The sequence below is a fragment of the Thalassolituus sp. genome (genome assembly GCF_984348125.1).
This window is the reverse complement of record NZ_CFHJLR010000002.1, coordinates 102,218-124,981: the sequence shown is the minus strand read 5'-3', so window position 1 is coordinate 124,981 and position 22,764 is coordinate 102,218. Positions and strand designations below refer to the sequence as shown.

The 22,764-nt window shown below is 52.7% G+C and carries 23 protein-coding genes and 3 tRNA genes; 17 read left to right on the top strand and 9 right to left on the bottom strand.

Annotation, left to right across the window (positions count from 1 at the left end; genetic code table 11):
• Positions 1-410 precede the first annotated feature (410 nt).
• The 6 genes from AC5E51_RS02025 to purM form a co-directional block, all read right to left on the bottom strand.
• Positions 411-486: transfer RNA gene (locus AC5E51_RS02025), tRNA-Asn, on the bottom strand.
• A gap of 85 nt (positions 487-571) precedes the next feature.
• On the bottom strand, positions 572-1,621 hold the full coding sequence (gene galE / locus AC5E51_RS02020; protein WP_491778025.1) for a UDP-glucose 4-epimerase GalE: 1,050 nt from the start codon (positions 1,619-1,621) through the stop codon (positions 572-574).
• A gap of 1 nt (position 1,622) precedes the next feature.
• Positions 1,623-2,204: a dCTP deaminase gene (gene dcd, locus AC5E51_RS02015; RefSeq protein ID WP_076516062.1), complete on the bottom strand. Its 582-nt coding sequence runs from the start codon at positions 2,202-2,204 to the stop codon at positions 1,623-1,625.
• Between the two features lie 12 nt (positions 2,205-2,216).
• A complete protein-coding gene (locus AC5E51_RS02010) occupies positions 2,217-2,996 on the bottom strand; it encodes a DUF3108 domain-containing protein (RefSeq protein WP_491778024.1) in 780 nt (259 codons plus the stop codon).
• Positions 2,997-3,038: 42 nt separating this feature from the next.
• Positions 3,039-3,722, bottom strand: a complete 684-nt coding sequence (purN, locus tag AC5E51_RS02005) for a phosphoribosylglycinamide formyltransferase (RefSeq protein WP_273088538.1) — start codon at positions 3,720-3,722, stop codon at positions 3,039-3,041.
• Complete coding sequence (gene purM, locus AC5E51_RS02000) at positions 3,719-4,768, bottom strand: phosphoribosylformylglycinamidine cyclo-ligase (protein WP_301377470.1); 1,050 nt, start codon at positions 4,766-4,768, stop codon at positions 3,719-3,721. The genes purN and purM overlap by 4 nt, the downstream gene beginning before the upstream one ends.
• 151 nt (positions 4,769-4,919) lie before the next feature.
• Here purM and AC5E51_RS01995 point away from each other — a divergent pair, with 151 nt between their 5' ends.
• Both AC5E51_RS01995 and hda read left to right on the top strand, forming a co-directional pair.
• On the top strand, positions 4,920-5,927 hold the full coding sequence (locus AC5E51_RS01995) for a DUF2066 domain-containing protein (protein ID WP_068434543.1): 1,008 nt from the start codon (positions 4,920-4,922) through the stop codon (positions 5,925-5,927).
• The gene (gene hda / locus AC5E51_RS01990; RefSeq protein WP_068434546.1) at positions 5,911-6,633 is read left to right on the top strand and encodes a DnaA regulatory inactivator Hda; all 723 of its coding nucleotides are present in this window, start codon (positions 5,911-5,913) and stop codon (positions 6,631-6,633) included. Before AC5E51_RS01995 ends, hda begins: the two co-directional genes overlap by 17 nt.
• An 83-nt stretch (positions 6,634-6,716) precedes the next feature.
• On the opposite strand, the gene AC5E51_RS01985 is transcribed toward hda, so the two are convergent.
• Positions 6,717-8,837, bottom strand: coding sequence for a carboxy terminal-processing peptidase (locus tag AC5E51_RS01985; RefSeq protein WP_301377466.1), 2,121 nt, complete (start codon positions 8,835-8,837; stop codon positions 6,717-6,719).
• A 213-nt stretch (positions 8,838-9,050) separates the two neighbouring features.
• On the opposite strand from AC5E51_RS01985, the gene AC5E51_RS01980 reads away from it, so the two are divergent.
• Entirely contained in the window at positions 9,051-9,497 is a 447-nt protein-coding gene (locus AC5E51_RS01980; protein WP_297532106.1) for an acyl-CoA thioesterase, read from the top strand.
• Between the two features lie 2 nt (positions 9,498-9,499).
• Here the strand turns inward: AC5E51_RS01980 and AC5E51_RS01975 are convergent, their stop codons facing one another.
• Together AC5E51_RS01975 and AC5E51_RS01970 are read right to left on the bottom strand one after the other, a co-directional pair.
• On the bottom strand, positions 9,500-10,396 hold the full coding sequence (locus AC5E51_RS01975) for a LysR family transcriptional regulator (RefSeq protein ID WP_297532104.1): 897 nt from the start codon (positions 10,394-10,396) through the stop codon (positions 9,500-9,502).
• Between the two features lie 144 nt (positions 10,397-10,540).
• Positions 10,541-11,395 carry a DMT family transporter gene (locus tag AC5E51_RS01970; RefSeq protein ID WP_297532102.1) on the bottom strand — a complete coding sequence of 285 codons (855 nt, stop codon included), beginning with the start codon at positions 11,393-11,395 and terminating at the stop codon, positions 10,541-10,543.
• Between the two features lie 388 nt (positions 11,396-11,783).
• On the opposite strand from AC5E51_RS01970, the gene clpB reads away from it, so the two are divergent.
• The 14 genes from clpB to AC5E51_RS01900 all read left to right on the top strand — a co-directional run bounded on the left by clpB (position 11,784) and on the right by AC5E51_RS01900 (position 22,708).
• The gene (clpB, locus tag AC5E51_RS01965) at positions 11,784-14,381 is read left to right on the top strand and encodes an ATP-dependent chaperone ClpB (protein WP_301377463.1); all 2,598 of its coding nucleotides are present in this window, start codon (positions 11,784-11,786) and stop codon (positions 14,379-14,381) included.
• A 138-nt stretch (positions 14,382-14,519) separates the two neighbouring features.
• Positions 14,520-14,915, top strand: a complete 396-nt coding sequence (locus tag AC5E51_RS01960) for a protease complex subunit PrcB family protein (protein ID WP_297532098.1) — start codon at positions 14,520-14,522, stop codon at positions 14,913-14,915.
• A gap of 9 nt (positions 14,916-14,924) precedes the next feature.
• Positions 14,925-15,443, top strand: a complete 519-nt coding sequence (ruvC, locus tag AC5E51_RS01955; protein ID WP_068434567.1) for a crossover junction endodeoxyribonuclease RuvC — start codon at positions 14,925-14,927, stop codon at positions 15,441-15,443.
• Between the two features lie 70 nt (positions 15,444-15,513).
• Positions 15,514-16,125, top strand: coding sequence for a Holliday junction branch migration protein RuvA (gene ruvA / locus AC5E51_RS01950; protein WP_068434570.1), 612 nt, complete (start codon positions 15,514-15,516; stop codon positions 16,123-16,125).
• Positions 16,122-17,153, top strand: a complete 1,032-nt coding sequence (ruvB, locus tag AC5E51_RS01945; RefSeq protein ID WP_301377460.1) for a Holliday junction branch migration DNA helicase RuvB — start codon at positions 16,122-16,124, stop codon at positions 17,151-17,153. The genes ruvA and ruvB overlap by 4 nt, the downstream gene beginning before the upstream one ends.
• Positions 17,143-17,565, top strand: a complete 423-nt coding sequence (gene ybgC, locus AC5E51_RS01940) for a tol-pal system-associated acyl-CoA thioesterase (RefSeq protein ID WP_301377458.1) — start codon at positions 17,143-17,145, stop codon at positions 17,563-17,565. Before ruvB ends, ybgC begins: the two co-directional genes overlap by 11 nt.
• A 10-nt stretch (positions 17,566-17,575) precedes the next feature.
• Positions 17,576-18,283: a protein TolQ gene (gene tolQ / locus AC5E51_RS01935; RefSeq protein WP_068434579.1), complete on the top strand. Its 708-nt coding sequence runs from the start codon at positions 17,576-17,578 to the stop codon at positions 18,281-18,283.
• The gene (gene tolR, locus AC5E51_RS01930) at positions 18,283-18,732 is read left to right on the top strand and encodes a protein TolR (RefSeq protein WP_068434582.1); all 450 of its coding nucleotides are present in this window, start codon (positions 18,283-18,285) and stop codon (positions 18,730-18,732) included. The genes tolQ and tolR overlap by 1 nt, the downstream gene beginning before the upstream one ends.
• Position 18,733: 1 nt before the next feature.
• The gene (gene tolA / locus AC5E51_RS01925) at positions 18,734-19,666 is read left to right on the top strand and encodes a cell envelope integrity protein TolA (protein WP_301377457.1); all 933 of its coding nucleotides are present in this window, start codon (positions 18,734-18,736) and stop codon (positions 19,664-19,666) included.
• A complete protein-coding gene (gene tolB, locus AC5E51_RS01920) occupies positions 19,660-20,940 on the top strand; it encodes a Tol-Pal system beta propeller repeat protein TolB (RefSeq protein ID WP_301377455.1) in 1,281 nt (426 codons plus the stop codon). Before tolA ends, tolB begins: the two co-directional genes overlap by 7 nt.
• A 35-nt stretch (positions 20,941-20,975) precedes the next feature.
• Positions 20,976-21,539 (top strand): peptidoglycan-associated lipoprotein Pal, encoded by a 564-nt coding sequence (gene pal, locus AC5E51_RS01915; RefSeq protein WP_068434591.1) that lies wholly within the window; start codon positions 20,976-20,978, stop codon positions 21,537-21,539.
• The gene (gene ybgF / locus AC5E51_RS01910; RefSeq protein ID WP_301377454.1) at positions 21,539-22,333 is read left to right on the top strand and encodes a tol-pal system protein YbgF; all 795 of its coding nucleotides are present in this window, start codon (positions 21,539-21,541) and stop codon (positions 22,331-22,333) included. Before pal ends, ybgF begins: the two co-directional genes overlap by 1 nt.
• Positions 22,334-22,469: 136 nt before the next feature.
• Positions 22,470-22,545 (top strand) — tRNA-Lys (locus tag AC5E51_RS01905).
• A gap of 87 nt (positions 22,546-22,632) precedes the next feature.
• A tRNA-Lys gene (locus tag AC5E51_RS01900) sits at positions 22,633-22,708 on the top strand.
• Positions 22,709-22,764: the final 56 nt, after the last annotated feature.

Sequence of the window (22,764 nt, the reverse complement as noted above, 5' to 3'; positions counted from 1 at the left end):
GGAGTATGTGACGATTGGAACTACACACAAGGATAGAAGTAAAACCGAGCGCGAATAATCGATACGCGTGAATATGATAACTGCAGTAATAGATAGCAGAGAAACCGTAAGCACCGGGATCATGTAAGACAGTGGTCTATTCCCGGGGAATCTGCCCAGGTTATGGAGAGTAACGCTCGAAATAAGATAGCCGATCAGTGATCCGCACAGCACGTTCAGAAACTGAGGTGCTTTTAGATTTAATCCGGTAAAGAGGACTGAGCCCGATGTGATAAGCGAAGCACAAATAAATAGCCCGAGAAGGACGGTGGTGCTGTGTATCAGGAAAGATTTTCGAGAGAGTGACGCTGGCTGCAGGGAGCTGTCAATCGCGTGTCCTTGTACCATGCCGCCGACCTTGGAAAAAGAAGTGGCTCCCCGAGCTGGACTTGAACCAGCGACCAATAGATTAACAGTCTACTGCTCTACCGACTGAGCTATCGGGGAACATCAAGCAAGTGGTGCGCATTATGTCAGGATCTTTTTTTCTGTCAATACAATAATGCGCAAAATTATGATTTTTATAGAGTTTTTACGACTCAGAGTATCCGTTAGGGTTAGAGCTCTGCCAGTGCCAGGTGTCTTTAACCATAGCGGCGATGTCGAGTTCAGTTTCCCATTGAAGTATCTGCTTCGCCTTGGTCGCGTTTGCATAGCATGCTGCGACGTCTCCTGGGCGACGCGGGGCTATTTCGTACGGTACGGGCGTCTCGTTGACTTCAGAGAATGTGTTCACAAGTTGCAGCACGCTGGTGCCGTTGCCTGTGCCCAGGTTAATCGCTTCTACGCCAGTTACAGCTTCACTGCTGAGTAAGTTATCAACGGCTTTCACGTGACCTTTTGCAAGGTCCACGACGTGAATGTAATCACGTACTCCTGTTCCGTCGATGGTGTCGTAGTCGTCGCCAAAAACCGAGAGTTTTTCTCTTCTGCCGACTGCTACCTGTGAAATGTAAGGCATCAGATTATTGGGAATATCTTTCGGATCTTCGCCAATTAATCCCGATTTATGTGCTCCGACAGGGTTGAAGTACCTGAGCAGGATAACGGCCCATGGCAGTTCAGCTTCCGTGAGGCGGTCTGCTTCAGGCAGGTCGCGGAGCATCTCTTCGATGATGAGCTTTGAGCGTCCATATGGGTTGGTCGCCGACAAGGGCATGTCTTCCGTTAACGGAAGCTTTTCTGGATCGCCATATACGGTTGCAGAGGAGCTGAAGACCAGGTTTTTTACACCGGCTTTCTCCATTTCCTGGCATAGAGTGATAGTGCTACCAAGATTGTTGTCATAGTATGCCAATGGCATCTGGCAGCTTTCCCCAACGGCCTTCAGGCCAGCGAAGTGAATGACTGCCGCGATGCTGTGTTGGCTGAAGATACTTGCTAACAAAACCGGATCACGAACATCACCTTCAATGAAAACAGGCGCTGTTCCTGTGATTTTTTCTACACGATTGAGGGCTTCAGGTGAGCTGTTGCTCAGGTTGTCGATAACGACCACATTGTAGCCGGCTTCGATCAGTTCAACGCAGGTGTGACTTCCAATATAGCCAGCGCCACCGGTGACCAGAATTGTTTTACTCATATCAATCCTTCGCTATTCGTGAAAACACCGCACCTTTCTGGCCGCGATATTTTGCATTCTCTCGTTTGTTATAAGGACGTTCAGCCGGGCTGCTCAAGGTCTCGAAGGACATAGCACAGATAACCATTTCTGGTCTGAGCGCGAGTGGGAGCTTGCCGTTGTTATAAAATTCGAGAACGATCTGTCCCTCCCAGCCTGGATCAATCCGGCCAGCGGTAACGTGGACCATCAGGCCGAGGCGTGCGAGTGAAGAGCGGCCATCGAGCCAGCCAACGAGGTTGTCCGGAATACTGACCGACTCCATAGTGGCGCCCAGAATCAGCTCGCCAGGGTGGATATAGAGAGCTTCATCCTTCGGAATTTCGATCTCTTTGCTCATGATACGATCTATATCGCGATTGAGCTGATCGCGGTCTCCCGACAGGTCCAGGTGGGTAACCGAGTTGTTATTAAAAACTCGAAAACGGTGATCCAGGCGCAGGTCGACACTGATTCCAGCAATTGCATCATGCCCGGGTGGTGGGTCGATGATGATATCGCCAGAGGCAATTTTCTGTTCGATGTCTACATCGCTGAGTCTCATTGTTTGGCCTCGTTATTGCGCACCGTTGTCTGAAAGTTCAGCCTGGTGCTGCGGGTAATGTACTTTAGTCGCTTGAATCTGGTAGCGGAGCTTACCGTCTTTTTTATCACGCAAGCGGATCAGTGGGTAGCCAGGGGCATCGGCCAACCAGGCATACACTTCACGTTTCTTACTGTTGCGTACCTGCTCAATCTTGATCGCGTCAAATGTTCCCGCTTTGATTTTAATTTCTTCTTTTCCAACTACGCGGAAGCGGAAGGGTTTCGTTTTTGATTTTTCAAAAACGGGTAAGGTGAACTCTGTATTACCTTTCGCTACCTCTATGCTCGCTTGCAGCATGTAAGTCAGGTTGTCCTGAATGCCTTCCTGCCAGTGGTCATCGCGCTTCCGGTCTTTCTCCAGGTCTTCAATGCTTTCGGCATCAGCAACAAAGTGTAGGGTGCGGTCGGGTTCGTCGATCATCCCTGAGGCACGATAGCTGTAGTTGACGGGTACAATTTGGTTGTTTTTATAGATGAAATCACTGGTTTCCCGCAGTGATGCAATGCTTGCCTCTGCATCAAAGTCTACCCGCCAAAGGTTATCTGAGCGTTGTTCCAGTGTACGTGTTGCGTCGATATCGAAGCTGAACCACCCAATACGGTACTCACTTGTGTACTCAACAGAATAGGGCGTTAGTGTTTGGGGAGTATGAGCGTCGGTTTCATCTGATATTGCAGAAATAGGTGTGATGGTGGCACATACGGCGACCAGAATGCTGGTCAGCTGCTTGCGGAGTAGGCCTTGAATCATGGTGCCGTCCTGTCGTTGAAAGGTCTCTTATGAGACCTCGGATTATCCTTCCAGTTTCACACCAGTGTCTGGCATTGGTTTTCCATCGAAGGTAGCGAGGCCTGACACCATCTCCAGTCGGCCTTCGACAAACCATTTTACAGCGATGGGATAAATAATATGCTCTTGCAGCTGGACGCGTTTCCGCAGAGTTTCTTCGGTATCGCCGTCCATTACCGGCACGACCGCCTGAATAACGTTGGGGCCGTCATCCAGTACTTCAGTCACAAAGTGCACCGTTACGCCATGCAGGTCATCGCCAGCTTCGAGTGCCCGGCGGTGGGTGTGCAATCCCTGATATTTAGGCAGCAGAGAAGGGTGAATATTGAGCATTCGGCCCTCATAGCGGCGCACAAGATCGGGAGTGAGGATTCTCATAAAGCCCGCGAGAACGACCAGGTCAGGTTGGTAGTCGTCGATGGTGCGCATCAGAGCGACGTCAAACTCTTCTCTGGAGGTGAAGCCACGGTGATCGATGACACTCACGTCCAGGTCGCGGTCGCGGGCTTTCTGCACACCCGCGGCCTCAGGTTCGTTACAAATCACGCCAGCGATTTCTGCATCGATTGCGCCACTCAACACCTGATCGGCAATGGTCAGCATATTGCTGCCACTGCCTGAAATCAGAATAACGATGCGTGGCTTTTCTACTTCTCCAGTAGGATAGCGTGACGTTACGTCGTTCATGCACGGTTTCCTGTGAACTGAACAGCGTCTTCATCGCCATTGAGTTCCTGGATTTCACCGATGATCCACGACTGTTCACCTTCAGCGTTGAGAAGAGCGATGGCTGCGTCTGCTTTCTCTTCTGGCAGCGCGATGATCATGCCGACACCACAGTTAAAGGTTCGGAACATCTCGCGGGTTTCCACGTTGCCGTTACTCTGCAACCAGGTGAAAACTTCAGGCCATTGCCAGCTATTGGTATCAATGACAGCCTTGGTACCTTCTGGCAGAACGCGCGGAATGTTTTCCTGGAAACCACCGCCGGTGATATGGGACAGAGCGTGGACGTCTGAAGCATTGATCAGCTTGAGAAGAGATTTAACGTAAATCTTTGTTGGCGCCATCAGAGCATCAGCAACAGGCTGGCCGTCGAGGTCAGCTGCCAGATCGGCACCTGATACTTCAATGATCTTACGGATCAGAGAATAACCGTTTGAGTGAGGGCCACTGGATGCAAGGGCGATCAGCTTATCGCCTGCCTGCACCTTGGTGCCGTCAATCAGATCGTCTTTTTCGGCGATACCGACGCAGAAGCCAGCAAGATCGTAGTCTTCGCCTTCATACATGCCTGGCATCTCAGCAGTCTCGCCGCCTACCAGAGACGCTCCAGCCTGGGCGCAGCCCTCACCAATGCCTTCGACCACAGCAGCGGCGACGTCGACGTTCAGTTTGCCGGTTGCATAGTAGTCGAGGAAGAACAGAGGCTCTGCACCTGCGACAACGAGGTCGTTAACACACATGGCAACCAGATCGATACCGATGGTGTCATGCTTGTTAAGGTCCATGGCAAGGCGCAGTTTCGTGCCCACGCCATCGGTTCCGGAGACCAGCACAGGCTGACGATAGCCCTGTGGTAGCTCGAAGAGGGCACCGAAGCCGCCAAGGCCAGCCATGACCTCCGGTCTGCGAGTGCGTTTGGCGACGCCTTTGATGCGGTCAACCAGTGCGTTACCAGCGTCGATATCGACGCCTGCGTCTTTGTAGCTCAGGGATTTTTGATCACTCATGCCGTCTGTCACAGGTAGTGGCTTATGAAAGGCGCGTATTCTAACGATTTGTCTGCCATCCTGCATCCCGCAAATAAAAACAAACTGCAGACTGTTTATCGGCGGGCTTCGTGGCACAATAGCCGCGGACACGAAAGACTGAGGAATAGTAGTGCGTCTTCTGACATTCCTAACAATATTTTGCATAAGCGTTTCAGCTTCCGCCGCGACAGTTAATAACCTCTATGATGTTGCGGTTCCTGTTGCAGATCAGACAGAAGAAAGCCGCAGTGATGCGATCGGCGGTGCTTTTCAGCGCATGTTAGTGCGCCTTTCGGGGACTGAACAGGTGCTCGAGAACCCGGTTTTAATGGGCGAACAAGGCAATGCACAGAGTTACATGAGCAGCCTGCGTTATGAGCGTGGCAGTGAAGAGCAGCTGTTGCTCAGCGTCACATTCATGGCCGGGCCGATGCAGAAGTTACTCGAGCGGGCGGCAGCGCCTGTCTGGGGTAGCTCACGCCCACGCACCCAGATATGGCTGGCGGTGAACTCAGATGATGGGCGTACCGTCGTTGGGCCAGAAGAAAGTCAATGGAAGTCAGCATTCGATGATGCCATGCGTAGCCGCGGCTTGCCCTGGATGTTCCCAGCCTGGGATCTCGAAGATCAGATGGCTCTGCCTGTTGCCAGTCTCTGGGGACTCTTTGAAGAAGACATCAATTCCGCAGCCGCGCGTTACTCCAGTGATGGCTATGTAGCAGGGCGTATCATGGCCCTCGGAAGTTCGTTCAGTTTTACTGGCTATATCAATCATGCAGATATTCGTCATTCCCTGTCAGTACAGGCCGACACTCCTGAATTGCTGGCATCAGGCGTTGCAGGTGAGATCGCTGAAAAGCTGTCAGAGCGCTACGCGGTCATTCCTCTCACTGGAATAGATAACAGTGAATTGATACGCGTCACTGGTGTGACGACCTTTGCTGATTACCGGGAGTTGCTCGAGTACCTGAGCGCCAATGTCGCCGTCAGGGATGTTGTAGTCGTGGCGTCGGACCGGGATGAGGTCACTCTTGCGCTTGATCTGACCTCTAGCTGGTCGCAGGTGCTTGATAGCATGGCACTCGATAAGAAGATTACGGCAAACGAGGAGGGCGTCGCCTATGTCTGGCAGCGCTGAAGTCCGTAATAACGAGCCATCTCAGCTGACTCTACAGGTCGCACTCAGAGATGACGCCCGGTTCGCGAATTTTTACCCCGGAGTGAACCAACAGGTCCGGGATGCACTGCAGGGGCAGTGGACGACCGCCGGTGAGCCGTTTATTTATCTGTGGGGCGTTACCGGCTCCGGAGTCAGTCACCTTCTACAGGCAGCGTGCCATTACGCAGAAGGGATCGGACATCAAAGCATGTACCTTCCTCTTGCAGAGCTTAAAGACATAGGTCCGGGAATGCTCGAAGGCGTCGACCAGCTGCCTCTGGTCGCCATTGACGACCTGCAGGAAGTCATGGGGGATGCAGAGTGGGAAGAAGCGCTTTTTCACCTCTACAACCGTATACGCGACCGACAGAGCCACTTGCTGATTGGCGCGAGTGCTCCACCGTCGCAAGCAGGCGGTAAACTACCGGATCTCGTTTCCCGACTTAGCTGGGGGATCACCTATCAGGTTGAGACCCTATCGGACGAAGAGAAGGTACAGGCTCTGATTCTACGGGCTCGTCAGCGTGGTTTTGATCTTCTTGATGATGTTGCAGTGTTTATTATGAACCGCGGTCCGCGAGATATGGCAGGGCTGTGTCAGATACTTGATCAACTGGATCAGGCATCGTTGAAAGAGAAGCGAAAACTGACGATTCCTTTTGTGAAGTCTGAGCTCGGCTGGTAATTGCTGATAGCAGGTTGAGGTTATTACGAGAGATACAAAAACGGCGACCTGAGGTCGCCGTTTTTATTGATTGCCTGAGTGACTTAACGCAGAGCAGTCATCCCAGGGGATGACATGCGCATGTAATCGAGCAGGATATTGCCAGTCTCAATCAGCATAGCGTCAGGCTCTTCATCGTCCTTGTCGTCCGACTTAGCTTTTTCTTCACCTTCTTCAGACTTTTCGTCTTCTTCTGGATCATCGAGTGAAGCCAGCTCGGGCATGCCCTTCGCTTTGCGGCGTTTGTTCTCAAGTGCCAGGCGTCGGCGGTCGTTCTCTTCCCGCTCTGCTTTGCGTTCTTCTTCGTTAAGAGAAACCTGGGTTTTATCCCGCATTTCAGAGACTAAGGCTTTTTGCTCGCGGACGAAGATAAAGTCCGGGTTGTCGCTAATACGTTCCTCATGCAGTTCTTTCAGGCGTGAGAGTTTGCTGCGCACTGGGTTGCTCTTGGTCTCGCGTGCGGGCTTGATGGTATCCCAAGGGAGTGCCTTCTCAAGCGCACTCTCACCGATTTTGTCTTTATCAAAGAGCGAAGGGAACATAATGTCCGGTATCACGCCCTGGTTCTGGGTGCTGTCGCCTGACACACGGTAAAATTTCGCCTGGGTGATCTTCAGCTGGCCCTCGGTGAGTGGGCGCAGTGATTGAACCGTCCCCTTACCAAAGGTCTGCCCACCGATGACCAGGCCTCTGCCGTAATCCTGAATAGCACCGGCAAAAATCTCAGAGGCAGATGCGCTTAAACGATTGACCAGTACCGTCATTGGGCCGGCATAAAGAACTTCGGGGTCGCGGTCACGCAGAACATCGACATCACCGCGTGCTCCGCGTACCTGAACCACTGGGCCGGTCGGAATAAACAGACCTGTCAGGTTAATTGCTTCTTCCAGTGAACCACCACCATTACTGCGAAGGTCGATGATCAGACCATCGATTTTTTCGTCCAGAAGCTCATTGACCAGACGGCGTACGTCGCGGGTCGTGCTGCGGTAATCAGGCAGGTTATTCATCCGGCCTTCGAAGTCGATGTAGAAGGTCGGAATATCGATAACACCGATGCGGCGGGTTTCTTTTCCGTCCTGGATCTCGATCACTTCTTTCTGCGCAGACTGTTCTTCCAGTTTTACCTCGTCACGGACGATCGAAATCGTTTTCGGCTCTGCAGTGGCGACGGCACCGCTGAGGATCTCAAGGCGGACTGTCGAGCTTTTTGGCCCGCGGATCAGGTCCACGACTTCATCAAGGCGCCAGCCGATCACATCGACCATGTCCTCATCGCCCTGAGCAACGCCGATGATCTTGTCTTCCGGTTCAAGGTTGCCTGCTTTGGAGGCTGGGCCACCCGGTACCAGGCGAACCACTTTGGTGTGCTCGTCTTCTGTCTGCAGAACTGCGCCTATGCCCTGCAGCGACAGACTCATATTGATGTTGAAGTTCTCAGAGTTACGTGGCGAGAAATACTGGGTGTGTGGATCAAAGGTACGGGTAACCGCGTTCATGAAGGTCTGATACGCGTCAACCGGACGGCTTTGATGCACTCGGTTGAGCTGATTCTGATAGCGCTTGGTGAGCAGCTCGAGGATATCTTCATCCTCTTTGCCTGCCAGGCGCAGGTTCAGCATTGAGTTCTTCAGGCGCTTACGCCAGAGCTGGTTGAGTTCTGCTTTGGTAGATGCCCACGGAGTCTCTTCACGATCCAACTCCAGAACTTCTTTACCGTTAAAATCATAATCTTTCGCTTTCTTCTCCAGCTCATTTAGCATGAAGGACAGGCGCTCACTGACGCGTTGCTGGAAGCGATTGTAGATGTAGAACGCAGGCTTCATATCTCCACGGCTGAGAGCTTCATCCAGGTGATTACGGAATTGCTCAAACTCTTCGATATCAGACGCCAGGAAATAGCTGTGGGTGCCATCGAGGTCATCCAGCAGGGTGTTCAGGACTTCCGACGAAAGATCGTTATTCAGGCGCTTACGCTCGTAATGCCCGCGCAGCAGGTTGCTCATGATCTGCTGTGTTGTGATCGCTTCTTCCCGCGTTGGCTCCAGTGGAGTAAACGGGGTGCCGGGTTTTATCTCAGGAATCGTCGCATTCGCACTGATGCCCGCGAGGGTGAGTACGACAGCGATGGCTGAGAGAAGAAGGCGTTTGCCGGTATGCATCATAGCTTTACCTGATCCTTTGTTTCCTGCGATTGTCTTTATGAGTCAGCGCCGCTACCATGTGCGCCGTTCGTCCAGTCAGGCCCGGACATGCGTTAATACTTAATAGTAGACCCTAACAGAGAGCCTGATACCAACGTAAATCCCCGTTGTTTTGTGAAGAAGCGTCGGGTTCACGCCGAATTTGTAACTCATATAAGACAACAGGAGCCATCAGTGGCACGCGTTAATCTTGAATTGCCCGACGTTTTTACCTTTTCTACACACCTTACGGTTCGGGTATCGGACATCAATTACGGTAATCACCTGGGAAATGACCGAATGATATCGCTGCTCCACGAAGCGCGCCTGCGGTATCTGCATAACTACGATTTCAGTGAGTTCAATATCGGCGGTGTTGGCCTGATGGTGACTGACATCGTTGTGAGCTTCGTTTCTGAATCATTTGTGGCGGATCGCCTGACTTTCAAGGTCGGGATCACTGATTTCAACAAATACGGCTGTGATTTCGTTTACCTTGTCGTCAATGAGAGTCAGAACAAAGTCGTGGCCAAGGCAAAGACGGGTATCGTTTTCTTTGACTTTGATGAGCGTCGCATCAGCCGGGTTCCCCCGGTATTTTATGAGCGCTGTGCTCCTGACGTCACTCCCGTCACTGAATAGTATTACCCGTTGTTAAAGTAGGCCGTGAGGAAGTCCAGGAAAGCGCGGCTTTTGTTCGCCAGATAGCGATTCTGGGGGAACACTACCTTGATAGTGCGCACCGGGATTTCCATGTCGCTGAACAGGCGGACTAATTCACCATTGCGGATATGACGCTCTGCCACGTAGGTCGGTAGGGCAGTAATCCCCATACCAGCCAGGCAAGCCTCGTAGATCAGGTCAATGTCGTTCACTGTGAGTTTGCGTTCGATATTGGCCAGGGTGAAGTTGTTTTCTTTCTCGAACTGGCGTAGCCAGTTGATCCGCGCGTACTCGGCGTTCGCCACCACCAGAATACGATGACTTATCACTTCTTCTAGCGTGGTCGGCGTGCCCCACCTTTCGAGGTAAGCCGGAGAGGCGCAGATAACGATGCGTTGCTCAGCCACTGGCTTAGCGATCAGGCGGGAATCTTCCAGTGAGCCGATGCGCAGCGCAAAATCATACCCTTCTTTCACGATATCCAGTGGTCGGTCCGATATGTGAAGGTCAAAGCTCACATCCGGGTACTTATCAGAAAAATCGCTGAATATACGAGCCAGCTCCTTGCGCCCGAAGTTCGACATCGCGGTAATGCGTAGCCGGCCTTTGGGCGTATCGTCGAAGTCCGTTACCAGCTTTTCGGCTTCGGTGATGGAATCGAGAATGTTCTCGCAATGCTGGTAGAACATCTGGCCGGCCTCCGTCGGGCTGACCGAGCGGGTAGTCCGGTTTAGCAGGCGGACGCCAAGGCGTTCTTCCAGAGCGCTGATCTGCTTACTGACGGCCGAAGGGGTTACGCCAAGAGATTCTGCCGCACTAGAAAAGTTTCGGGATCTGACCACCGAGACAAAGGTTTGTAACGGATCGACGCGCGACATGGGCTGTCCTTTCTGGTTGTCTGGCTGAACTCTTTCCCCAATGAAAAGCGGTCTGGCTTTTCCTTAAAGTAGGGAATGATTGAAATAATCCACTTATAGTTAAACAAAAGGAAATAATAAAAGCCAGATTCTGCCAACTGAAGATCAGGCTTTCTTGGATGGCTTATAGAGATTGATGAAGCCCGCGGCAATGATTAACGAGGCGCCCAGCCAGGTCGTCCACATCGGGATCTCATCCCAGATAAGCCAGCCCATCAACGCGCCATAGAGAACAGCGCTGTAGGCATAAACCCCCACCTTACCTGTGGGCGCCGTGCGGTAGGCTCGGGTCAGGGCCAATTGGCCGAGCGTGGCCACAAGGCCGAGAAGAAGTATCCAGCCCCATAGGTCCGCTGACACAGGTTGCCAGGTCACGGCTGCCCCGGGGGCACTGACTAGGGCCGCAATGACGCCAAAGTAGAACACGATCGTCTGACTGGATTCAGTTTCAGACATGCGTCGAATCGTGACTTTGGCCAGGGCAGCGAGAAAAGCACCGAGCAGGGCGACCAGTGCAATAAAAGTAAATGCGCTGTCGTCGGGTCTGAGAATACAGGCAACACCTGCAAAGCCGACAAATACAGCGGCTATGCTGTACTTACCTGCGCGCTCGCCAAGCCACAATAAGCCGATGAGTGGCATAAAGAAGGGGCTGGAGAGTTTCACCAGAAATGCCTCAGTCAGGGGCATGTGTCCGAGCGCCCAGAAATAACAGTACATGGCGCTGACGCCGACCAGCCCGCGCATCAGGTGCCAGTGCCAGACTGAGGTCTTCAGCAACGTGGTGCCTTGCCGCAGAATCAAAGGCATCAGAATGATCAGGCCAGCCGCGTTGCGGAAGAACACGATCTGTTCTGTCGACAGGCTTTCTGAGAGGTACTTAATCAACGCACCCATGATGGCCAGCAGAGCCTCTCCGCCGATCAGAAATAAAGCCGCTTGTCGCAAGTTTGAGGTCATAACATCCAGAACAGTAAGCCGTGCCCTTGAGCTAAGCCCGACTGACACTATATAGAGAGTGATAGACGCTACAGCGCGCCGTCAGAGGCGTCGGATTATACGCATGAATCGAGCTGTCTGATGAATTGAATGGTCTTCGGAGTAAGCTTGCGCTGTATCAATGAATTAAAAATGAATTTTACTAAAGTTATATTTGTAGTTGTTGAAATTTATTAATTTATCGCCATATAGACTGCAGACCAGACACTTAAACAGGCAGCGACATAGATAGCCAAATAGCCAAATAGCTGAATAGATAGTTGCCCAGAGATTTAAATCGAAATTGAAACTCGGTTAGCTCGCCAGCCCTCACCGGGAGCGCGCTAACCATGAGCAGGAGAACGAAACGATGCGTATGGACCGTTTAACAACAAGCCTTCAGAACGCCCTGGCTGAGAGTCAGAGTATCGCGCTTGGTCAGGATCATAATCAGATTGACACAGTGCACGTGCTCCTGGCGTTGTTCGAGCAGACCGACAGTTCGGTAAAAGACGTTTTGCGTCGTTGTGGAGCAAACGTCAGTAACCTCGAAGGGCGCTTACGTGCCATTCTCAGTGATCAGCCCAAAGTCAGCTCGCCGGATGGCAATGTGCAGCTGGCCCCCGAGCTGGGCCGCTTACTGAATCTCGCCGATAAAGAAGCCCAGAAGGGCGGCGATCAGTTTGTCTCCAGCGAGATTTTTCTACTGGTGGCACTGGATGAGCGTGGCCCTTCAGGTCAGGCCTTAAAAGAAGCGGGCGTTACCCGCGAAAACGCTGAGAAAGCAATCAAAGATATGCGTGGTGGAGAAAAAGTGACCGACGCTAACGCAGAAGACAGCCGACAGGCGCTGAGCAAGTATTGTGTCGACCTGACCGAGCGTGCAGAAGCTGGCAAGCTCGATCCTGTGATTGGCCGTGACGAAGAGATCCGTCGCACTATTCAGGTGTTGCAGCGTCGTACTAAAAACAATCCGGTGCTGATTGGCCCTCCAGGTGTGGGTAAAACCGCCGTGGTCGAGGGGCTGGCGCAGCGCATCATCAATGGTGAAGTGCCAGAAAACCTGAAGAATAAGCGTATTCTGTCGCTGGACATGGGCGCCTTGCTCGCCGGTGCAAAATACCGTGGCGAATTTGAAGAACGTCTCAAAGCCGTTCTGAAAGACGTCTCGAAAGAAGAAGGGCAGATCATTCTCTTCATCGACGAGCTACATACTATGGTCGGCGCTGGCAAAAGCGACGGTGCGATGGACGCGGGCAACATGCTCAAGCCGGCACTGGCACGCGGTGAGTTGCACTGTGTCGGTGCGACCACGCTTGACGAGTATCGCGAGTTTATTGAAAAAGATGCTGCGCTCGAGCGTCGTTTCCAGAAAGTGCTGGTGGATGAGCCCAGCGTTGAGGATTCGATTGCCATTCTGCGTGGCCTTAAAGAGCGCTATGAAGTTCACCACGGTGTCGAAATTACCGACAGTGCCATCGTCTCGGCGGCTAAACTGTCGCAGCGTTATATCGCTGACCGACGTCTGCCGGATAAGGCGATTGATCTGGTGGACGAAGCTGCGTCGGTCATCCGCATGGAGATCGACTCCAAGCCTCAGGAAATGGATCGTCTTGAACGTCGTCTGATTCAACTGAAAATCGAGCGTGAAGCCCTGCGCAAAGAAAAAGACGATGCCGCTCGTAAGCGACTCAGCGACCTGAACGAAGAAATCAACAAAGCCGGTCAGGCGTACGTTGAACTCGAAGAAGTCTGGAAGAAAGAGAAAGCTCTGCTCGAAGGTGCCAGTAAGGCAAAAGAAGAACTCGAGCAGGCCAAACTGGAGTTGGATGCCGCGCGTCGTTCAGGTGATCTGCAGAAAATGTCAGAGCTTCAGTATGGACGTATTCCAGAGCTGGAAAAACAGGTGGCCTCGGCTAATGAAGCCGAAACCACAGGTACGCAGGAGTTTACGCTACTGCGTAACAAAGTGACGGAAGATGAAATCGCCGAAGTGGTCTCTAAGTGGACCGGCGTGCCCGTGACCAAAATGCTGGAAGGCGAGCGCGAGAAGCTGTTGCGCATGGAAGACGTGCTGCACGATTCTGTGGTTGGTCAGGATCAGGCGATCTCGGCGGTCTCGAATGCGGTGCGGCGCTCTCGTGCGGGGCTTTCTGACCCGAATCGTCCGAACGGCTCATTCCTGTTTCTTGGGCCAACCGGGGTCGGTAAAACCGAGCTGTGTAAAGCGCTGGCCGGTTTTCTGTTCGACAGTCGTGACGCCATGATCCGTATTGATATGTCGGAATACATGGAGAAGCACTCGGTAGCCCGCTTAATCGGCGCGCCTCCGGGCTATGTTGGCTACGAAGAAGGCGGTTACCTGACCGAAGCCGTGCGTCGCAAACCCTACTCGGTCATCCTGCTGGACGAAGTCGAGAAGGCGCACCCGGACGTCTTCAATATCCTGCTTCAGGTACTGGACGATGGACAGCTGACTGACGGTCAGGGCAGACGTGTCGACTTCAAAAACACCGTACTGGTGATGACGTCGAACCTGGGCTCGGATCTGATTCAGACCATGGCCTCAGAGAGCAGCAGCGATTATGAAACGATGCGCGATGCGGTGATGGAAGTCGTGGGCAGCCACTTCCGTCCGGAATTCATCAACCGCATTGATGAAGCTGTGGTTTTCCATCCGCTGGAGAAAGATCAGATCCGCGGCATTGCGGACATTCAGCTGCACATGCTGCATGAGCGCTTACGCGAGCGCGATCTGTCTCTGGAGCTGACGGATGCTGCTACCAGTAAGTTGGTGGATGTGGGCTACGATCCGGTATTTGGTGCGCGTCCTCTGAAACGTGCGATCCAGCGCTGGATAGAGAACCCATTAGCACAGGATATTCTGTCGGGGCGCTTTATGCCGGGCAGCACCATTGTCGCGGATGTAGAGAATGATGAATTTATATTCTCCGCACGAGAAGGCTGATCGCTGAGGTCGTAAAAGCCTGACAAGTCCTGACGCTAACCAGCACCGCGGTGCTTTGTGTCCCCTGACAGGCCAGGGAGCGGCCTGTATACTTGCCGATATCTATTCTGGGTATCGGCTTTTTTATAGGGATTCATGATGTTGAGCGTACGTTTATTTTCCTCTTTGTTGGTGGCTGCGTCTGCAGCCGTACTGTCAGCCTGTGCCGGTACGACTTCGCAACTCGACCTGGCTGCAAGTACAGACCTGCATTGTGGATCAATTCCAAGTGTCACCGTGGTGGATGACGTACTCACCATTGGGGCTGGTGAAAAACCGACTCCGGGCTATGCCGTTCAATTGAATGAGCAAAGCCGGAAAGGCGACAGCATTCGTATTGCTTATCAGGTCTCCGGCCCAAAAGAGGGCGCAATACTGGCGCAGATGATCACAAGCCCATGCACCCGTGTGACCCTACCCGAAGACTGGCAGCGTCTGACCGTCGAGAATAAAGATTCTGGTCAGCAATGGGTGTTTGAGAACGCAGCGAACTGATCCTTACTAGTGATTATTCTCGGTATTGACCCTGGTTCGCGTATTACAGGCTTTGGTCTGATTAATTCGGTTGGCGGTCGTAAAATCGAATACATTGCCAGCGGCTGCATTCGCGCAGGCACCGGCGAGCTGCCTGAGCGGCTCGAAACCATATACAAGAGCGTCTCCGAGCTGATCCAGCAATATTGCCCTCAGGAATTTGCCATTGAGCAGGTATTCATGGGGAAAAATGCTGACTCAGCGCTCAAGCTCGGCCAGGCTCGCGGCGTTGCGATTCTGGCTGCTCAGCTGGCGTCCTTGCCTGTGCACGAATATGCTCCTCGCACTATTAAACAGGCGGTGGTCGGAACCGGTGGCGCAGGAAAAGAGCAGGTTCAGCACATGGTCCAGCGTCTGCTTAAGCTGCCGGGGCTACCACAGGCGGATGCCGCCGACGCACTTGCCATTGCGCTTTGTCATGCGCACACCAACGCCAGCCTGATCAGCCGTGCTGGCTTAAAAACCTATCGTCGTGGCCGCGCTTCCTGATTGAGCAGCACTGTATTTTGCTGGTAGTCTATGCCGGTTAATTTATACAGCACACAAGCGAAATTCATACATGATTGGTCGACTGCAAGGCTTCATCCTCGAAAAGCAGGCCCCGGAATTACTTATTGATGTTCAGGGCGTCGGATACGAGGTGCAGGCACCTTTGTCCACATTCGCGGTCCTTGGCTCCATTGGAGAGCCCATTACTCTCTATACCCACCTCGCCATTCGCGAAGATGCGCATCAGCTCTACGGTTTCAGTGATAAAGGGCAGCGTACTTTATTCCGTACGCTGATTAAGGTCAGTGGTGTTGGGCCCAAGCTGGCGCTGGCCATTCTGTCTGGTATGGATGTGAATGCCTTCGCTAACTGTGTTCACAATGAAGATGTTAAATCCCTGACGCGTTTACCCGGCGTGGGTAAAAAGACTGCCGAACGCCTGATTGTAGAAATGCGTGACCGTCTGAAAGAATGGCAGGCCCCAGCACCTCTCTGGGCTGCTGCCGATCAGGCGGAGAAAAATACTCAGGAGCAAGCGTTCGCTGAAGCGGAAGGTGCGTTGGTTGCCCTCGGCTACAAGCCGCAGGAAGCGTCAAAAATGTTGATGAAAGTGGCGGATCAGTGCAGCACCCCCGAAGAAATGATCCGTATTGCTCTGCGTAACACCATGGGTGGCAAATGATAGAAACAGATCGCTTTATTGCACCGACACCGCAGCTTGGTGAAGAAAAGCAGGATCGCGCTATCCGGCCTCGTATGCTGGATGACTACATTGGTCAGCCGCACGTGCGGGAGCAGATGGAGATATTTATCGGGGCGGCCAAAGGTCGTGGTGAAGCACTGGATCATACTCTGGTGTTTGGGCCGCCGGGGCTGGGTAAAACGACCCTCGCTAACATTATCGCCGAAGAGATGGGTGTTCAGATCAAGTCGACATCCGGTCCGGTACTTGAGCGAGCAGGCGATCTGGCGGCGATTCTGACCAGCCTCGAAGAGGGCGACGTGCTGTTTATCGATGAAATTCATCGCATGAGTCCGGCGGTCGAAGAAGTGCTCTATCCCGCTATGGAAGATTATCAGCTTGATATCATGGTGGGTGAGGGCCCGGCTGCACGATCAATGAAGATTGAATTGCCTCCGTTCACCCTAGTCGGGGCGACTACAAGAGCAGGTTTGCTGACCTCACCATTGAGAGATCGTTTCGGTATTGTGCAGCGCCTGGAGTTTTATAACATTCATGACCTGTCGAGCATCGTCAGCCGCTCCGGGCGTCTGATGGAGCTGGAGGTCGAAGAAGAAGGCGCGCAGGAAGTCGCCCGCCGGGCGCGTGGCACCCCCCGTATTGCGAACCGTTTGCTGCGTCGTGTGCGTGACTACGCTCAGGTCAAAGCGGACGGACGTGTGACCAAAGAAGTCGCAGACCTCGCCCTGAACATGCTGAACGTTGATGCGCAGGGTTTCGATCACATGGATCGCCGTCTGCTGCTGACGCTAATGGAAAAATACGACGGTGGTCCGGCAGGGGTAGAAAGCCTTGCAGCGTCTATTGGTGAAGAGCGGGATACCATCGAAGATGTGCTTGAGCCATACCTGATGCAGCAGGGCTACATCACCCGTACGCCTCGTGGGCGAACGGCGACAAAGCTCGCTTATCTCCATTTCGGGATTGATCTGCCAGCACGTTTCGGAACGGATAACGATGGCGTTTGAATGGCCGCTTAGAGTCTATATCGAAGATACGGACGCCGGTGGTATCGTGTTTTACGCCAACTACCTGCGCTATATGGAGCGTGCCCGAAGTGAATGGCTGCGCTCATTCGGTTTCGAGCAGCAAGCTCTGATGCAGGCGGGAGTCCGTTTTGTTGTTCGGGATCTCAACATCCGATATCGCAAAGCAGCCGTATTAGATGACCAGATAGTCGCGACAACAGACTTAGCTGAAATAACGAAAGCCGGGATGACGTTGAACCAGACGGTGATCCGGCGGTCTGAATCAGCGGAAAAAACGGAAGAGCGAACCGAAGAACTTTTAGTCGATGCGCAGGTGCGTGTCGCGTGTATTAACAACGAAGGGCGGCCTGCAGCAATACCTGCTGATATCGTTGCCCTGATGAAAACCTAACGGAGCCAAAGTGAACGAGTCGGTTTCAATTACGCATCTGATTTTAAATGCGAGTTTTGTAGTACAGCTGGTGATGCTGATGCTGGTGGCAGCGTCAGTATTAAGTTGGGTCATTATTATTCAACGCGGTCGCTTGATCTCTGCCACTGAGCAATCTATGCGTCAGTTTGAAGAGCGTTTCTGGTCAGGTATTGACCTCAATGACCTCTATCGTGAGTGCCAGCAGCAGCCAGAAAATTCTTCCGCTGAAAAAGTCTTTATGGCCGGCCTGAAAGAATTCGGAAAAATGCGTCAGCAGAGCCCGGGGGACCCTGAGGCCATGATGGCGGGTGTTCAGCGTGCTATGCGCATCGCGATTACCCGGGAAACCGAAGAGCTGGAAAATCACCTGCCAATGTTGGCAACCATTGGCTCGACCAGCCCGTACGTTGGTCTGTTCGGTACGGTATGGGGCATTATGCACTCCTTCCAGGGCTTAGCCAGTGTGAAGCAAGCAACGATTGCAACGGTAGCACCGGGTATTTCTGAAGCTCTGGTCGCTACGGCTATGGGTCTGCTGGCGGCGATTCCTGCGGTAATTTTCTATAACCGTTACGTCGTTAAAACCGAGAAGTTCCAGACGGCTCTCGTCACTTTTGCCGATGAATTCAGTGCACTGCTGTATCGCCAGGCACACAAGGTAAGTCAGAGTCAGCGTGCTGGAGCGGAGGCTCTCTGATGGAACCGCTTCAGCAGCAAATGACGAAACGCCGCCCGATGGCGGAGATCAACGTTGTTCCTTACATCGACGTGATGCTGGTTCTTCTCATTATTTTTATGGTGACTGCGCCCATGCTGGTGCAATCTGTGCCAGTAAACCTGCCTGATGTTGACTCTACGCCGACCGAAATTGATCCGGACGACACGACGCTAATGATCTCGGTCAGTTCAGATGGTCTTTATTACGTCGAGCGTGGGGAAGAAGAGCCAGAACCAATGTCTCTGACTGGTGTGACGGATTACGCAGGAAAGTTACTGAAAGCTCAGCCGGACACTCGCTACATGATTCGCGGTGATGAGTCTGTGCCTTACGGTAAGGTAGTGCTGCTGATGGGGAACCTTCAGGGGGCAGGAATTACCAACGTCGGCCTTGTCACCGAAGCGCCAGACCCGGAGGCTCGCCCCTGATATGAATTGGCGCGAGCCCGGCAGTTATACCCTGCCAGTTGTAGGTGCCGTAGTCATTCACCTGGTCGCCGTTATCCTGCTGGTGAGCGAGTGGCAACGTGATAAGCCGGTGATGTCTGAGCCTGTTCCACCGCACATGATTGCGAAAGTTGTTCAGGAAGAGAACAAGGCGGCAAAAGAGCGAGATCTGCAGCGCCAGCGTGAAGCTGAACGTCTGCGGCAGCAAAAACTCGCGCGCGAGAAAGCAGCGCGAGAGAAGGCTGCCCGCGAAAAAGCAGCGAAAGAAAAAGCCGCTCGGGATAAAGCTACGGCTGACAAGGCTGCAAAAGAGAAAGCTGAAGCCGAACGAAGAGCGCGCCAGAAAGCTGCTGAAGAGAAGGCAGCTAAAGAAAAAGCTGCAGCGGAAAAGTTAGCGAAAGAAAAAGCGGCCAAAGAGAAGGCTGCGAAAGAAAAAGCAGCACGCGAAAAGGCGGCCGCAGAAAAAGCCGCTGCTGAGAAGGCTGCTGCCGAAAAAGCGGCGCGGGAGCAGGCTGCAGCTGAACAAGCATTGATGGAACAAATGGCACTTGAGCAGGCAGAGGCGGAAATACGCCGACAGGAAGAGGCTGCGCGCGCTGCCGAAGCGGCAGAAAAAGCGGCCCAGATGACGGCGGAGTATCAGGATCTTATTCGCGCACAAGTAGCGTCCGTCTGGAACTATCCACCGAATGTCAGTGCCGAACTGGAAGTTGAAGTACGTCTTGTTATGGTGCCAACCGGTGAAGTTATTTCCGCCAACGTAACGCGTAGCAGTGGTAATGATGCACTGGACCGTTCGGTAGAGCAGGCGATTCTGAAAGCGTCGCCGCTTCCTGTGCCTGACGATATTCGGGTGTTTGAGCAAAACTTCCGACGCTTAACCATGAAATTCAGACCGGAGAATGCCTCTTGGTAACACGAGTATTATTTGTACTGGCGCTGGTATTGGGCCAGGTCGCACACGCAGAATTAGTGATTGAAGTAACGCAGGGCAGACAAAGCGCTTTGCCGATTTCTGTTGTGCCTTTTGAATGGAACGGAGCACTGGAACTGCCAGAAGACATCAGCGGTATAGTGAATAGTGACCTCGGAAGCTCGGGGTATTTCCGCACGCTGGATCGCTCTCTTATGCTGGCGACGCCTCATACTCCGCAGGACGTAAATTACGTCGACTGGCAGCGGCTGAAACAGGATTATCTGGTGGTTGGCCAGATAAGTTCTGCAGAAGGTGGGTACGCTGTCGAATTTCAGGTGCTGGACGTTCATCAGCAGCGAACTCTGATTCATCACCGTGTTAAAGGGAAGGCGACTCAGCTTCGGGATCTTGCGCATTACATCAGCGATCATATTTTCGGGCAGCTGACTGGTATCCCGGGAGTATTTTCGACCAAGATGGTTTACGTCACCACTAACCGGGAGCGTTCACGTTTTAACCTGAACTTTGCCGACGCAGACGGTGCCCGGGAGCAGCTTATCTTCCGTTCAGACGAACCTATCCTGTCGCCGACCTGGTCTCCTGACGGCAAAAAAGTAGCGTACGTTTCATTTGAAAATGGACAGAGCGAAATCTTCTTCCAGGAGCTGGCAACCGGGAAACGCGAAAAGGTCGTAGCATGGGATGGATCAAATAGTGCGCCATCTTTCTCATCCGATGGAACCAAATTGGCCTTTGTACACTCAAGGTTGGGTAACCCGGATATTTACGTGATGGATCTGAACACCCGTAAGGCGGAAAGAATTACCAAACACTATGGCATTGATACTGAACCACAGTGGATGACGGATAATCGCCATATTCTGTTTACCTCCAGCCGGGCGGGTGGGCCGCAGATTTACAAACTGGACACTGTCGATGGCTCGGTAGAGCGGGTCACCTTCGAAGGTCGGTACAATGCCAGAGCGAGAATGACCGCAGATGGCCGCAAAATGGTCTATGTACACGGTAACGGAGACCAGTTTCATATCGCTTCGCAGGACATGGAAAGTGGCCGGGTAAGAATACTGACCCGGGACACGAATTTGGACGAATCGCCTAGTGTTGCCCCCAACGGAAGTATGGTAATTTATGCGGCAACTGAGAAAGAACGAAGTATTCTGGCGGCAGTATCGGTGGATGGGGAAGTAAAATTCCGGCTGCCATCCAGATTCGGAGACGTACGCGAACCGGCCTGGTCTCCGATACTGAATTAATCTGAACTACTAACCACAATTGGGAAGAAGCAACTATGCAAAAAACAGCACTGTACAAAGCACTGGGTATCGCCTTCGGCGCACTTCTGGTAACTGCATGTGCCAACAATGGTGACCTGGAAGAGGGTGCAGGCGCTGCAACGACTGCTACCGAACAGCAGGCAAACGAAGCAGCTGATAGCGCTACTACTGGTGTTGAGTCTGCGTCACTGCAGGGTGAACAAATGATGTCAGACGCTGAGAAAGCGGCTCAGCAGGCTCTGCTGGACATCACTGTTTTCTACTTTGACTTTGACCAGTCAAGCATCAAAGAGTCTGGTAAAGCCGCTCTGAGTGCACACGCTGCATACCTGGCGTCTAACTCAAGCGCTCGTATTGTTCTGGAAGGCCACGCTGATGAGCGCGGTACTCCTGAATACAACCTGGCTCTGGGTGAGCGTCGTGCAATCGCTGTTCGTCAGTTCCTGATGGCGAAAGGTGCTTCTTCAAGCCAGATCAAAGTTGTTAGCTTTGGTGAAGAGAAGCCAGCAGTTACTGGTAGCACCAGCTCTGCATACGCTAAGAACCGTCGCGTAGAAGTTAAATACCAGAGCCGTTAATGAAGCGGCTTGTCGTTACTCTGGCGCTGGCAGCCTCGTCTGTCAGCGCGCTTTCAGATGACGGCTGGGTATCGGTCGGGTCAACCCAAGTGGTTGCCCCGGCCAGTTCTGAACCCGTCGTTACTCCCGATCAATCTCCGATCCTTGCCCCATCCGCCAACCCTGGTGGAGACCTTCTTACCGAACTGATGCTCCAGGTGGAGCAGATGAAGACGGAAATTGCCTCCTTGCGCGGCCAGCTCGAAGAGCAGCAGGCCAAAGTAAGGCGAATGGAAGCGTCGCAGCAAGATCGCTACCTTGACCTTGATAGTCGAATCTCTGCATTAACTCTGGCTCCGCCAGCGGTTAATAGCCAGGAAGTGTCTCAGACAGAAGCTGATAACAATGATGGCGAGGCTCTCCCTCCTGCAGGAGAGGCCTATAAGTCCGCGATGCAGCTTGTGCGGGATAAAAAGTTTGCAGAAGCACGTGCGGCCTTCGATAGCTTTGCTGAAAACTACGCCGGCGATGCACTCGCAGTAAATGCAATTTACTGGGCAGGCGAAGTCAGCATGGTTGAGGGTAAGCTCGACGTTGCGGAGGCGCGCTTCCGAACCGTGAAAGAGGATCACAGTGATCACTCGAAAGCCGCGGATGCTTCATACAAGCTCGCTGTGGTGCTTGATAAATCAGGTAAGAAGGCAGAGAGCAAGGCGCTGTTGCAGGAAGTCATCAGTAAGTACTCTGGCAAGAGCGACAGTACTGTCTCTCTGGCGCAGGCCTACCTGAAGAAAATGCAAGGCACCTCTGAATAATGCGGTCACTGCATCCATTCAAAGGGATCCAGGTTCAGTAACGCGGGCTTTCAGGGTCTAAGTTACTGAATCTGAAACTTTTTTCAGAAAAAGGGTTGCCAGCCGCGAAAATATCAGTAATATACGCGGCTCCTTCGGGTCGTTAGCTCAGTTGGTAGAGCAGTTGGCTTTTAACCAATTGGTCGCTGGTTCGAATCCAGCACGACCCACCACCTCCACACGTCAGGTGGGTTGAAGGAGTTAAGTTGCTGAAATTGTTGACATTTTCAAAGCGTTCTGTAGAATGCAGCAGCAACTGGGGGTCGTTAGCTCAGTTGGTAGAGCAGTTGGCTTTTAACCAATTGGTCGCTGGTTCGAATCCAGCACGACCCACCACCTTTTCTTTCTCGTTCGAGAAATCTGATTTCCAAATTCTAAGAAACCTTCGTATC